Source organism: Bradyrhizobium sp. USDA 4369 (genome assembly GCF_054056435.1).
Window position 1 is genome coordinate 5572987 of sequence record NZ_JBSRYH010000001.1, and the last position, 12219, is coordinate 5585205.

Genomic DNA, 12219 nt, shown 5'->3' on the forward strand with positions numbered 1-12219 from the left:
CGATGCGGACCAAGCACACCTTTCGCCTGCCGCCCGACCTTGCCGGACAACTCGCCGATTACGCCGGTCGCAAGCGCGTGCCTCAGGCGTTGGTGGTCGAGACCGCGCTGTCATCGTTCCTGTCGCCGGATAATTCGGAACGAATGGAAGCTGCACTTGGACGCCGGCTCGACCGGCTGACGCGACAGGTCGAACGGCTGGAACGCCACGTCACGATATCGAACGAAGCGCTCGCATTATTTGTCCGCTTCTGGCTTACGGTCACCCCGGTGCTACCCGATACCGCGCAACCCGCCGCTCAAGCCAAGGGAAGGGAGCGTTACGACGGATTTCTCGAGGCCTTGGGGCGGCGTCTGGCGAAAGGACAAAGCCTGGCTCAGGAGATTTCCCGGGACGTGATTCCCAAGGACGGGACATCTGATCAGATCGACGGCTCTTCATGAACGGCTTCGCCGCTTGCCGGTCTTTCTACGCCGGAGCGCTACGCCTGATCTGATCTTGTTGCGTGGTCGGACATCCTGCCTTTTCTACTGATCCCCGACATCACGACCGCAATTAGCAGTCGTCGCGCTGGGGGACGAAAGTGGCGATCCATCACCTCAATCAAGAGGCTACGTCGCGCGGTGCACGCATGCTGCGTACTGCGTTGGGGCCCGCAATAGCGCTTTGGCTGGAAGATTCCTCCGTCGTGGAGGTCATGCTCAACCCCGATGGCCGGCTCTGGATCGATCGGCTGGCAGGCGGTCTCATCAATACCGGCGAGCGTTTGTCGCCCAGCGATGGCGAGCGCATTGTGCGGCTTGTCGCGCATCACGTCGGCGCGGACGTGCATTCGGGTTCGCCGCGGGTATCGGCTGAATTGCCCGAGACCGGGGAGCGTTTTGAGGGTTTGCTGCCGCCAGTCGTGGCAGCGCCAGCCTTCGCGATCCGCAAACCTGCGGTCGCCGTATTTACCCTGGACGACTACGTCGCCGCTGGGATCATGAACTCCTCTCAGGCCGAAACGCTGCGCGCGGCCGTTGCCGACTGCCGCAATATCCTGGTCGCCGGCGGCACCTCGACCGGCAAGACCACGCTGACCAATGCGCTGCTGGCGGAAGTGGCCAAAACTACCGATCGCGTTGTTCTGATCGAAGATACGCGCGAGCTCCAGTGCAAGGCACCCAATCTGGTCGCACTTCGCACCAAGGACGGCGTCGCCTCGCTCTCCGATCTCGTTCGCTCCGCGCTGCGGCTGCGGCCGGATCGCATTCCGATCGGTGAAGTCCGGGGCGCCGAAGCGCTCGATCTCCTGAAGGCCTGGGGCACTGGCCATCCCGGCGGCATCGGCACCATCCATGCAGGCTCGGCACTCGGCGCGCTCCGCCGGATGGAGCAGTTGATCCAGGAAGCCGTCGTCACGGTACCGCGTGCCCTGATCGCCGAGACCATCCAGTTCATTGCGGTCCTGGCAGGCCGAGGTTCCGATCGGCGGCTCGCTGAGCTCGCCTGTGTCGAGGGGCTTGATTCCCAAGGCAACTATGTTCTTCGCGCGACCGGAGATCGGCCATGACAAGACTGGGATTCCTCTTTCGGCGGGACGTCGTTCTGGCCGTCGCTGTGGGCGTTCAGGTGCTCGTCTCCGGCCCCGCTCGGGCTGCCGGCTCCAACATGCCCTGGGAGCAGCCGCTCAATCAGATCCTGCAATCGGTCGAGGGTCCCGTCGCCAAGATTCTGGCTGTGATCATCATCATCACGACGGGATTGACGCTCGCCTTCGGCGACACCTCAGGCGGATTCCGCCGGCTGATCCAGATCGTATTCGGCCTGTCGATCGCGTTCGCGGCCAGCTCCTTCTTCCTGTCGTTCTTCTCCTTCGGCGGCGGGGTGGTGGTGTGATGGAAGATATTGATTCCATCCCCGGCTTCTCCGTTCCCGTGCATCGCGCGCTGACCGAGCCGATTTTGTTGGGTGGTGCCCCACGGGCAATCGCGATCCTCAACGGTACCCTGGCCGCGGCGCTCGGCCTTGGCTTACGGCTATGGCTTGCCGGTCTCCTGCTCGGAATTCTCGGCCAGGCCGCCGCGGTATGGGCCGCCAAGCGTGACCCTCAATTCGTCGAGGTCGTGCGCCGGCATCTGCGCATCCAAAGCTATCTCGGAGTTTGAAGCGATGATGAATCTCAGGGAATACCGCCGCTCGAATACGCAGCTTGGGGATTTCTTGCCATGGGCGGCGCTGGTCGATGAGGGCATCGTCCTCAATAAGGATGGCTCGTTTCAGCGGACGGCAAGGTTTCGGGGGCCGGATCTGGATTCGGCGGTGCCGGCCGAACTCGTTGGCGTGGCCGGGAGATTGAACAACGCGTTGCGGCGGCTGGGTTCCGGTTGGGCCGTCTTTGTCGAGGCACAGCGGTATCAGGCCAACCAATATCCGGAAGGACATTTTCCGGATGTGGCCTCAGCCCTGGTCGATGTCGAGCGTCGCGCCCAGTTCGAACAGGAGGGCGCGCACTACGAGTCCTGCTATTTCCTGACCTTTCTCTATTTGCCGCCATCGGAAGAAGTGGGGCGAGCCGAGCGGCTTCTTTACGAAGGACGCGACCGCAGCGGAGATACCGATGCCCACGAAATCCAGCGCGGATTCGTCGACCGCACCGACCGCGTGCTGGGATTGCTTGAAGGCTTTATGCCCGAGCTCAGATGGCTCAATGATGAGGAAACCCTGACCTATCTGCATTCTACCGTCTCGACCAGGCGTCAGCGCGTCCGTGTTCCCGAGATTCCCATGTACCTCGACGCCGTGCTGGCGGATCAACCCCTGATCGGCGGCCTCGAGCCGATGCTGGGAAATTCCCATCTGCGGGCGCTGACCGTCGTCGGCTTTCCGACGGCGACCACGCCGGGGATCCTGGACGAGCTCAACAGGCTTCCCATGTCCTATCGCTGGTCGACCCGCGCGATCATGCTGGACAAGACGGATGCGACGAGGCTGCTGACAAAAATCCGGCGGCAATGGTTCGCCAAGCGCAAATCGGTGGCAGCCATCCTGAAGGAGGTGATGACCAATGAGGCGTCATCGCTGCTCGACACCGACGCCCACAACAAGGCCATCGATGCCGACGCCGCCTTGCAAGAACTCGGGTCGGACGCGATCGGGCAAGCATTTGTCACGGCCACCGTGACCGTATGGGATGAAAATCCCATAGTTGCCGATGAGAAGCTGCGGCTGGTCGAAAAGATCATCCAGGGACGCGACTTCACCTGCATGGTGGAAAGCGTCAATGCGGTGGAGGCCTGGCTCGGATCGCTGCCCGGCCATGTCTACGCCAATGTACGGCAACCGCCAGTCTCCACCCTCAATATCGCCCATATGATCCCGCTGTCCGCGGTCTGGGCAGGCCCCGCGCGGGACGAACATCTGGGCGCGCCGGCATTATTCTTTGCGCGGACGGAAGGAGCGACACCGTTTCGCTTTTCGCTGCATGTCGGAGACGTAGGCCATACCCTGGTGGTGGGGCCGACCGGCGCTGGCAAATCAGTGCTTTTGGCGCTGATGGCGCTGCAGTTCCGCCGTTATCCGGGTGCGCAGGTCCTTGCCTTCGATTTTGGTGGCTCTATCCGCGCGGCGGCACTTGCCATGGGCGGCGACTGGCACGATCTCGGTGGCGCCTTGTCGGATGATGCGGCCGAGCCGGTCGCGCTGCAGCCACTTGCCGGAATTGACGATGCCGCGGAACGCGCCTGGGCGGCGGAATGGATCGCCAATATCCTGGCCCGCGAAACCATCGTCATCACCCCCGAGGCTAAGGATCATCTCTGGTCGGCTTTGACTTCGCTTGCATCGGCACCCCCAGTTGAGCGGACCCTGACCGGTCTGTCGGTGCTGTTGCAATCGCAGACGCTGAAGCGTTCGCTGCAACCCTATTGTCTTGGCGGACCCTACGGCCGTCTGCTCGATGCCGAAGCCGAGCGCTTGGGAGCGGCGGAAGTCGGAGCTTTTGAGACCGAAGGCCTGATCGGCACCTCCGCTGCGCCTGCGGTGCTGGCCTATCTCTTTCATCGCATTGAAGGCCGGCTCGATGGCCGGCCGACATTGCTGATCGTCGATGAGGGCTGGCTTGCGCTCGATGACCAGGGTTTTGCGAGCCAATTGCGGGAATGGTTGAAGACACTCCGCAAGAAGAACGCGTCGGTGATCTTCGCGACCCAGTCGCTGTCCGACATCGATGGCTCGGCGATTGCGCCCGCTATCATCGAGAGCTGTCCGACCCGGCTGTTCCTGCCAAACGAGCGCGCGATCGAGCCGCAGATCATGGCGATCTACCGGCGCTTCGGCCTCAACGATCGCCAGATCGAGATCCTCGCCCGCGCGACCCCAAAACGCGACTATTACTGCCAATCGCGGCGCGGCAACCGGCTGTTCGAACTCGGTCTCGGCGACGTCGCGCTCGCCTTTACGGCGGCATCCTCGAAATCGGACCAATCGGCGATTGCCGAAGTTCTTGCTGCGTGTGGTCGCGAGGGGTTTGTCGCCGCCTGGCTGAGGCATCGCGGCCTCGCCTGGGCCGCCGACATCATTCCCGATCTTCCCGCCAAGAAAGAGAAGTCATGAACGCTATCCGTCGCTTCGCGGCCGCGAGTGCGGTCGCCGTCTTGATCGGCTTCCCGGCGCCATGTCAGGCACAGCTCGTCGTGTTCGATCCCAACAACTATGCGCAGAACGTCCTGACCGCCGCTCGCGCGCTGCAGCAGATCAATAACCAGATCACCTCGCTACAGAATCAGGCGCAGATGTTGACCAATCAGGCCCGGAATCTCGCGAGCCTGCCATATTCGTCGCTGCAGCAGTTACAAGCCTCGATCCAGCGTACCCAGCAGGCTCTCGGCCAGGCCCAGCGCATCGCGTACGACGTGCAGCAGATCGACCGCGCGTTCTCGACGAACTATGCCCCGGCATCCGCAGGAACAACGGACCAGGCGCTGATCGCGAATGCGCAGGCGCGCTGGCAGACCTCCGTCGCGGCGCTGCAGGATACCTTGAGGGTACAGGCCGGCGTGGTCGGCAATCTCGATACCAATCGTATCCAAACGTCGATGCTGGTGACGTCAAGCCAATCGGCAACAGGGGCGCTGCAGGCGACGCAAGCTGGCAATCAGCTCATCGCGCTGCAGGCCCAGCAACTCGCTGACTTGACAGCAACGGTTGCTGCGGAGGGTCGCGCTCGGAGTCTGGAAGCAGCCCAACGTACCACCGCGCAAGACCAGGGCAGGGAGCAGCTTCGGCGTTTCCTGACACCTGGAACCGGTTATCAGCCCGCAAGCGTTCGGATGTTTCACTGATGAAGTCATACCTTACTCCTCGACAATTCGCACGGGCCGCGGCGACGGCCCTTGTCGTATTGGCCATCGCTGTGGCCGTGCTGCGGAGCCGGCGCGGCGGGGACGCGGCCGGCCTCATGCCCACGGAGACTGGCAAGGCAGATGTGCTTGAGCGCGGACTTGCGCGTTGCCGGACGATTTTGCCCGATGATTTCGGGTTACTCGAGTTCTGCCGCCACATATGGGCCGATAATCGTCTGCACTTCTTCCGATCGACGAAATCGCCTTCGTCACCAGCGGCGCCGGCCCCCTATGTTCCCCTCGGACCGGGGGCGGCGCGGTATGGTGTCCCGTCGCTTGACGTCGGCCAACCCAGGGTGCGCTGATGGGCGGCACCGGGGTCATCGACCGCTTCCTCGAGGTGTTTACGGGCTACATCGACTCGGGCTTCGGCCTGCTCGGCGGAGAGGTCGCCTACCTCGCCACCACGCTCGCCGCTATCGACATTACCCTCGCAGCCATCTTCTGGAGTTGGGCGGCTGACGAGGACATCATTGCCCGGCTCGCCAAAAAGGCCTTGTTTGTCGGCGTCTTCGCTTATCTGATCGGTAACTGGAACAATCTCGCTCGCATCGTCTTTGAGAGTTTTGCAGGCCTTGGCCTGAAAGCTTCCGGCACCGGCATGTCCACAGCCGATCTCCTGCGTCCCGGCCGCGTCGCTCAGGTCGGCATCGATGCCGGACGCCCAATCCTGAACTCGATCGCGGCGCTGATGGGCTACATCAGCTTTTTCGAGAACTTCGTTCAGATCGCCATCCTGCTGTTCGCCTGGATCGTGGTGCTGCTCGCTTTCTTCATCCTGGCGATCCAGCTGTTCGTGACGCTGATCGAGTTCAAGCTGACAACGCTTGCGGGCTTCGTGCTGATTCCGTTCGGCCTCTTCGGCAAGACGGCGTTTGCCGCCGAACGTGTGCTCGGCAACGTCATTTCTTCTGGCGTCAAGGTGATGGTGCTGGCCGTGGTTGTCGGTATCGGTTCGACCTTGTTTGCACAATTCACGGCCGGCTTCGGCGGCAACCAGCCGACTATCGAAGACGCCATGGCCTTGGTGCTGGGTGCGCTATCGCTATTGGGTCTCGGCATCTTCGGCCCCGGCATCGCCAACGGCATTGTATCCGGCGGTCCCCAACTCGGCGCCGGCGCCGCCGTTGGGACTGGTCTTGCGGCGGGCGGCATTGTCGCCGCCGGTGCGGGCGGCGCCGGCATGGGGGTAGGGGCCGCGACCGGCGCACTCGCCGGTGCAGCCCGAGGTGGCGCTTCGGTTGCCGCCGGTGCCTCTGCCGCTTACCGCGGAGGTGGGATTGCGGGTGTTGCGCAAGCCGGAGGTTCTGCCATCGCGGGTTCGCTCCGTCGGTCCGCTGGTGCTGCGGCATCGAATGCTGCGAATGCCGGGCAGGGCGCGGCTTCACCCGGTTCGTCATCCGCCGCCGAACCACCGGCATGGGCGGCGCGCATGAAGCGTTCGCAAACCGCAAGCCATGGGGCCTCCGTGGCAACCCATGCGGTCCGTTCCGCCGATCATGGCGGCGGCGGCGCCTCCGTCGATCTCTCCGAGGGTGAACGCTGATGTTCAAGAGGTCATCCGTGCGCTACGGTCGCACCCCCGAACCCGAAACTCCCTATCAAAAAGCATCGCAAGTCTGGGACGAGCGGATCGGTTCGGCCCGCGTTCAAGCCAGCAATTGGCGGCTGATGGCGTTCGGCTGCCTGCTGTTATCTGGTGGTCTCGCCTCTGGTCTCGTTTGGCAGTCTGTCCGGGGCACGGTGACGCCCTGGGTGGTGCAGGTCGATCACGTCGGTCAGGCCCAGGCCGTGGCACCTGCTGACAGTAGTTATCAGCCGACCGATCCGCAGATTGCATTCCATCTCGCGCGCTTCATCGAGGATGTCAGGGGATTGTCGGCCGACGGGATCGTGCTGCGGCAGAACTGGCTGCGTGCCTATGATTTCACCACGGATCGAGGTGCCGCGGCACTCAACGATTATGCGCGCACCAATGATCCCTTCGCCAATCTAGGCAAGCAGCAGATTTCGGTCGAGGTCTCCAGCGTCATCCGGGCTTCGCCGACATCGTTCCGCGTCGCCTGGATTCAGCGGGCCTATGAGAACGGCAGCCTGAGCGCGACCGAACGATGGACGGCAATCCTTACCGTCGTGATCGACACCCCGCGCGATGCTGACCGCCTGCGCAAAAATCCCCTTGGGGTCTACGTCAACGCCATCAACTGGTCCAGGGAGTTGGGACAATGAAGCCGTCGTGCAACCGCAAAGCCGCCATGTCGGTTCTGCTGCTCTTTGTTTCCACGATTGCCGGGTGCGCCATTCCGCTAAAGCCGCCGCCGCAGATTTCCTATGACGATGAGGCGCAGCCCGCCGTACTGCTTGCCGATCCGCCAAAGCCGGTCGAAGTCGTCGAAATGCCAAAACTGTTGCCGCTTCCCGGTCAGCTCAAGCCGCTGCGGGAAGCAAAATCTAAGCCGGAATCCGCAGATCCGCGCAAACGCGTTGAGAAAGCCAACGCTGCGGCCCGCATACAGCCTAGCCGCCATGGCTACATCAATGCCGTTCAGGTCTATCCGTTTGCGCCGGGGGCACTCTATCAGGTCTATGCCGCGCCGGGGCAGGTGACCGACGTGGCCTTGCAGGAAGGCGAGCAACTCGTGGGCTCCGGACCGGTTGCCGCCGGGGATACCGTGCGTTGGATTATCGGCGACACCGAAAGCGGAACAGGCTCAAGCAAGCGTATCCACATCCTCGTCAAGCCGACACGACCTGAACTCGTTTCAAACCTCGTGATCAATACGGACCGCCGGACTTATCTACTCGAACTTCGCTCCGCGGAGAAGACCTATATGGCTTCCGTTTCTTGGCAGTATCCAGAAGATCAATTGATTGCGTTGCGCCGGCAGAATACGAGCGCGGAGGCCGCAACCCCTATCGTCACCGGTGTCGATATCTCACGGTTGCGTTTCCGCTATGCGATTGAAGGCGACAATCCGCCATGGCGGCCAGTCTCCGCGTTCGATGACGGTTCCAAGGTCTACATCGAAATGCCCGGTGGTATCGCGCAGGGTGAGGCGCCTCCGCTGTTCGTCATCGGCCCCGAAGGCGACGGCCAGCTCGTCAATTATCGCGTGCGGCAGAATTATTACATCGTCGACCGCCTGTTTGCCGCGGCCGAACTGCGCATGGGTGGCGAGCACCAGCAGACTGTTCGGATCAACCGCACCGATGGGAGAGCGCGGTGAGCATGGAGCCAGAACCCGACATTCGCCCGGGGCGCGACGATGTACCAGACCGGGTGGCATCGATGCGTTTGCGCGCGGAGCGGCCGCGTGTAACGAGGTTGTCGCGCAAGGTACTGGCGGGCGGGGCGGCGATTGGATTGGTCGCGATATCGGGTGCAGTGCTGTGGGCGCTGCAGAACGACCGGTCGCGATCGACAGCCCCCGCCGAACTCTACACGACCGACCATCGCAATGTGGCCGACGGCTTGGCCGGCCTGCCGCGCGACTATGCGGGTGTGCCTCGACAGGTGCCGCCGCTTGGACCGGCGCTGCCAGGCGATCTCGGACGTCCGATACTGAACGCGCAAAACGCCTCATCGATAGGTGTAGCCGTAGTTGGTTCCGAGCAGCAACGTCTCGGGCAGGAAGCCGAAGCAGCTCACTTGAGCCGGTTGTTTGCATCGACTGGTATTCGGGAGGCGGCGTCTTCGATTGCGCAGGCTGTTCCTGTTGGTGCCTCCTCGAGCGCGCCAAACTTGGCGAACGAGCCAGTGCTGCTGGCACCCGACGATACCTTCGTTCAGAACCGTCAGGACCGCAAACTTGCCTTCGTCAACGCCTCGGTCGATCGCCGCACCACGAATCCCGATCGCGTCGCGGCACCGGCATCGCCTTACGTCGTGCAGGCCGGCAACATCATTCCGGCGGCGCTGATAACAGGTATCCGGTCAGATTTGCCCGGGCAAATTACGGCGCAGGTAACAGAGGGCGTTTTTGACAGCCCAACCGGGCGCTTCCTGCTTGTTCCCCAAGGGTCAAGACTCATGGGCGTCTACGATAGCCAGGTTGCGTTCGGGCAATCGCGTGTGCTGCTGGTCTGGACGCGCCTGATCATGCCGAACGGTCGTTCCATCGTGCTGGAGCGTCAGACCGGCGCCGATACATCAGGTTATGCCGGCCTTCAGGACGAGGTCGATAACCACTGGGGCCCCCTGTTCAAGGCGGCAGCTCTATCGACCCTGCTTGGGGTCGGTAGTGAACTCGGATCCACGACCGGTACTGGAAGCAATAGCGATGTTCTCCGGGCGCTCCGTCATGGATCCAGCGAAAGCTTGAATCAGACCGGACAGAAAGTCGTTCAACGCAATCTCAACATCCAGCCGACGCTGACGATCCGTCCGGGATTTCCGGTGCGGGTCGTCGTCAATCGCGATCTGGTGCTGGAGCCTTACAAAGGTTAGGGCCGCTCATCGCAAAGCTGAAGCTTGGAGCTATAGCTGGTGGAGCTGACTGTCGAGCTTCCCATAGGCGTGCATCGTGATTTGATTTCTTATGCGAGGTGCTCGCACGGGAAACCGGGCAGCCGATATCTGAGCCCTCGAAACTCATCGCGCCGATGCTGGCGCGGTTCATGGCGACTGATCGCGCCTTCAGAAAGGCTCGCTGCATGGATCAAGCTGCAGGCAAGGGATAGCGCTCTCCCAGAAGCTTCAGGAAGCTTGCAAGAGCTGGATTGTCATTGTCGGCTCTCCAAAGCGCCGAATAGCCGATCCGGCTCGGTCCGGTACCGTCCCGTACCTCTCGATATGTCACGCCGGCGAGATTGGCACCGAGAGATGCTTCGATTGTGAGGCCAATGCCGAAGCGAGCTCCAACGAGACTTCTGATGCTCTCTCTGCTTACATCATGAGTCACGACTTTCGGCCGGTCTTCGGGCGATGCGAGCTTAGCAACCAAGAGGTCTTGAATTTCTGGCCCCGGATCAAGCCGGCTCAACAACAACGTTTCGCCTTTCAGATCAGTCCAATAGATGGTCTCGCTGGCAGCCAGTCGATGGCCTTCAGGTAATGTGATCAAGACGCGCTCGCTCCAGAGTGGCATAGATTTGTTGTCAAGAAGGGGCGCTTCTCCTGTGACGATCGCGAGGTCTACTGCTCCGTTCCGGAGTTCTGTGACTAGACGCACTCGAGCGCTCTCGATCATGTCGATGACTATTTGCGGGAATCTTTGCACGTACTCGATAAGCGTGGCACGCAGATTCCCGGCCGAAAGCGATGTATAGAACCCGATCACCAGACGGCCGGCTTCTCCGCGACCGGCGTTGTGTGAATTGGTCACCAGCGTCTCCAGTTGATCGAGAATCGACCGGGCCGCCCGAAGGAAGTCGCGACCGAACGGGGTCGCTTGAACACCGCTCCTTGATCGCTCGAAGACAGTCATACCAATCGAGTGTTCGAGCTGACGAATACAACGGCTGAGTGTGGATTGCCGGAGCAGCAAAGCCTCCGCCGCTCGTCGAAAGCTACCGCAATCCGCTGCCGCCACAGCGTATCGAAGATGCTGCAGATCGACGGAAGATGCTCTGTTGGGGAGAGAGGCATATTTCGACTTGCAGGCATTATCCTTCACTGCTCGCCCCCGCGCTGTTTAGCAATCATCGACTCGCTGTCGGCGTCAATTGGCGTCAGCATTTCTGATCCCGAGCGAGCTGGAGACTGTGTAAAGATGTCTAGACATCATTACGATAAGGTGAAGAAAGGTCCACCGAAAAGTGGAATCAGATGGCGTTAAATGGCGTCTTACAATACTAGTTATTGTTGTGTCATAAAAGCTTCATGACGAACCACTAACGTCCCGCCAAGATGTACAGACAAGTTAACAGTGATGGCGCTGTCTGGACGATTCTTATCCAAAAGCAAGAGGTGCGCCTTGCCAGACGCTAACAGTGCTCTCCCGGTTCGTCGTCTTGGCCCGACGTTCATCGGCGAGATTGAGAATTTCCAGATTTCCGAGGCGTCGGTTGCTGAGCACCGTGACGCCATCTATCGGGCCTATCTCGATCACAAAGTGATCGTGTTGCGCGATCAGCGCATAACGCCAGCCACGTTCGCAACCTTCGGCGCAATCTTCGGAGAGCCGGATCCGCATCATGTCGTCGCCATGCGTCATCCGGATCAGCCTGAGCTCACTGTCCTGTCGAATCAGGATGAGATCGGCCGCAATCCTCAGATGAAGGCTTTCGGCGCCGGCTGGCACTCGGATTATTCATACAAGGCGATTCCCTCGGCTGCGACGCTTCTCCTCGGCACAGAAGTGCCGAGCCATGGTGGCGACACGCTGTTTGCGGATACGACGGCGGCGTTCGCCGATCTTCCTGAAGCGCGCAAAGCCGAGTTGCGGCGCTTCCGAGTGCGCCACGAACATAGGTGGATGCCGGATCGCTCGCATCGCGGCGCGCGCTGGAACGTTTTGACGGAATCCGAGCAGCGGGCCACACCAGAGGTAACCCATCCGCTCGTGCGACGACATCCCGAAACTGGTGCCGAGTCCCTGTTCATCGCGCCCAGTCTGATCTCGGGCTTGAAGGGCATCGAAGGCATGAACGAGAGCCAGGGTTTGGCACTCATCGAAGAACTCGGCGCTCACATCATCAGTCCGAAGTATGTCTATCGGCATGTGTGGAAGCCGTTCGACGTGGTGGTTTGGGACAATCGTTGCACCAATCATTGCGCGACGACCGATCAACTGCCGAGCACGGAAGTGCGTCGGATGTACCGGATCACGACCAAAGGCGCGCCACCGATTCCGGCCTAGCGTACAAACTATCAATTTTAGCAAAGTTTGTGTGAGAA

13 protein-coding genes and 1 pseudogene are annotated in these 12219 nt (G+C 61.4%); 13 read left to right on the plus strand and 1 reads right to left on the minus strand.

What is annotated here, in order from left to right:
- The first annotated feature begins 2 nt into the window (after positions 1-2).
- From ACVIJ6_RS25280 to ACVIJ6_RS25335, 12 genes and pseudogenes are all read left to right on the plus strand, one after another.
- On the plus strand, positions 3-443 hold the full coding sequence (locus tag ACVIJ6_RS25280) for a CopG family transcriptional regulator (protein ID WP_456774926.1): 441 nt from the start codon (positions 3-5) through the stop codon (positions 441-443).
- Between the two features lie 188 nt (positions 444-631).
- Complete coding sequence (trbB, locus tag ACVIJ6_RS25285; RefSeq protein ID WP_456774927.1) at positions 632-1552, plus strand: P-type conjugative transfer ATPase TrbB; 921 nt, start codon at positions 632-634, stop codon at positions 1550-1552.
- Complete coding sequence (locus ACVIJ6_RS25290; protein WP_456774928.1) at positions 1549-1878, plus strand: TrbC/VirB2 family protein; 330 nt, start codon at positions 1549-1551, stop codon at positions 1876-1878. Before trbB ends, ACVIJ6_RS25290 begins: the two co-directional genes overlap by 4 nt.
- Positions 1878-2147: a VirB3 family type IV secretion system protein gene (locus ACVIJ6_RS25295; RefSeq protein ID WP_456774929.1), complete on the plus strand. Its 270-nt coding sequence runs from the start codon at positions 1878-1880 to the stop codon at positions 2145-2147. The genes ACVIJ6_RS25290 and ACVIJ6_RS25295 overlap by 1 nt, the downstream gene beginning before the upstream one ends.
- 4 nt (positions 2148-2151) lie before the next feature.
- Entirely contained in the window at positions 2152-4593 is a 2442-nt protein-coding gene (gene trbE / locus ACVIJ6_RS25300; protein ID WP_456774930.1) for a conjugal transfer protein TrbE, read from the plus strand.
- Entirely contained in the window at positions 4590-5321 is a 732-nt protein-coding gene (gene trbJ, locus ACVIJ6_RS25305; RefSeq protein WP_456774931.1) for a P-type conjugative transfer protein TrbJ, read from the plus strand. Before trbE ends, trbJ begins: the two co-directional genes overlap by 4 nt.
- A complete protein-coding gene (trbK-alt, locus tag ACVIJ6_RS25310; protein ID WP_456774932.1) occupies positions 5321-5686 on the plus strand; it encodes a putative entry exclusion protein TrbK-alt in 366 nt (121 codons plus the stop codon). Before trbJ ends, trbK-alt begins: the two co-directional genes overlap by 1 nt.
- Positions 5686-6927 (plus strand): P-type conjugative transfer protein TrbL, encoded by a 1242-nt coding sequence (gene trbL, locus ACVIJ6_RS25315; protein ID WP_456774933.1) that lies wholly within the window; start codon positions 5686-5688, stop codon positions 6925-6927. The genes trbK-alt and trbL overlap by 1 nt, the downstream gene beginning before the upstream one ends.
- Positions 6927-7610 (plus strand): conjugal transfer protein TrbF, encoded by a 684-nt coding sequence (gene trbF, locus ACVIJ6_RS25320; RefSeq protein ID WP_456774934.1) that lies wholly within the window; start codon positions 6927-6929, stop codon positions 7608-7610. Before trbL ends, trbF begins: the two co-directional genes overlap by 1 nt.
- The gene (trbG, locus tag ACVIJ6_RS25325) at positions 7607-8608 is read left to right on the plus strand and encodes a P-type conjugative transfer protein TrbG (protein ID WP_456774935.1); all 1002 of its coding nucleotides are present in this window, start codon (positions 7607-7609) and stop codon (positions 8606-8608) included. The genes trbF and trbG overlap by 4 nt, the downstream gene beginning before the upstream one ends.
- A gap of 2 nt (positions 8609-8610) precedes the next feature.
- Positions 8611-9828 (plus strand): TrbI/VirB10 family protein, encoded by a 1218-nt coding sequence (locus tag ACVIJ6_RS25330; RefSeq protein WP_456774936.1) that lies wholly within the window; start codon positions 8611-8613, stop codon positions 9826-9828.
- Between the two features lie 36 nt (positions 9829-9864).
- A pseudogene (locus tag ACVIJ6_RS25335) lies at positions 9865-10061 on the plus strand (DUF2274 domain-containing protein).
- Here ACVIJ6_RS25335 and ACVIJ6_RS25340 read toward each other — a convergent pair.
- The gene (locus tag ACVIJ6_RS25340) at positions 10040-10996 is read right to left on the minus strand and encodes a LysR family transcriptional regulator (protein WP_456774937.1); all 957 of its coding nucleotides are present in this window, start codon (positions 10994-10996) and stop codon (positions 10040-10042) included. The pseudogene ACVIJ6_RS25335 and the gene ACVIJ6_RS25340 overlap by 22 nt on opposite strands.
- A gap of 255 nt (positions 10997-11251) precedes the next feature.
- On the opposite strand from ACVIJ6_RS25340, the gene ACVIJ6_RS25345 reads away from it, so the two are divergent.
- Entirely contained in the window at positions 11252-12181 is a 930-nt protein-coding gene (locus tag ACVIJ6_RS25345) for a TauD/TfdA dioxygenase family protein (protein ID WP_456774938.1), read from the plus strand.
- Positions 12182-12219 lie beyond the last annotated feature (38 nt).

Excerpts from the sequence above, each read along its gene's own strand:
- ACVIJ6_RS25295 (WP_456774929.1), top strand. The coding sequence starts at position 1,878 with ATGGAAGATATTGATTCCATCCCCGGCTTCTCCGTTCCCGTGCATCGC.
- trbF (WP_456774934.1), top strand. The coding sequence starts at position 6,927 with ATGTTCAAGAGGTCATCCGTGCGCTACGGTCGCACCCCCGAACCCGAA.
- trbL (WP_456774933.1), top strand. The coding sequence starts at position 5,686 with ATGGGCGGCACCGGGGTCATCGACCGCTTCCTCGAGGTGTTTACGGGC.
- ACVIJ6_RS25290 (WP_456774928.1), top strand. The coding sequence starts at position 1,549 with ATGACAAGACTGGGATTCCTCTTTCGGCGGGACGTCGTTCTGGCCGTC.
- trbK-alt (WP_456774932.1), top strand. The coding sequence starts at position 5,321 with ATGAAGTCATACCTTACTCCTCGACAATTCGCACGGGCCGCGGCGACG.
- trbJ (WP_456774931.1), top strand. The coding sequence starts at position 4,590 with ATGAACGCTATCCGTCGCTTCGCGGCCGCGAGTGCGGTCGCCGTCTTG.
- ACVIJ6_RS25345 (WP_456774938.1), top strand. The coding sequence starts at position 11,252 with ATGGCGCTGTCTGGACGATTCTTATCCAAAAGCAAGAGGTGCGCCTTG.
- trbE (WP_456774930.1), top strand. The coding sequence starts at position 2,152 with ATGATGAATCTCAGGGAATACCGCCGCTCGAATACGCAGCTTGGGGAT.
- ACVIJ6_RS25330 (WP_456774936.1), top strand. The coding sequence starts at position 8,611 with ATGGAGCCAGAACCCGACATTCGCCCGGGGCGCGACGATGTACCAGAC.
- trbB (WP_456774927.1), top strand. The coding sequence starts at position 632 with ATGCTGCGTACTGCGTTGGGGCCCGCAATAGCGCTTTGGCTGGAAGAT.
- ACVIJ6_RS25280 (WP_456774926.1), top strand. The coding sequence starts at position 3 with ATGCGGACCAAGCACACCTTTCGCCTGCCGCCCGACCTTGCCGGACAA.
- trbG (WP_456774935.1), top strand. The coding sequence starts at position 7,607 with ATGAAGCCGTCGTGCAACCGCAAAGCCGCCATGTCGGTTCTGCTGCTC.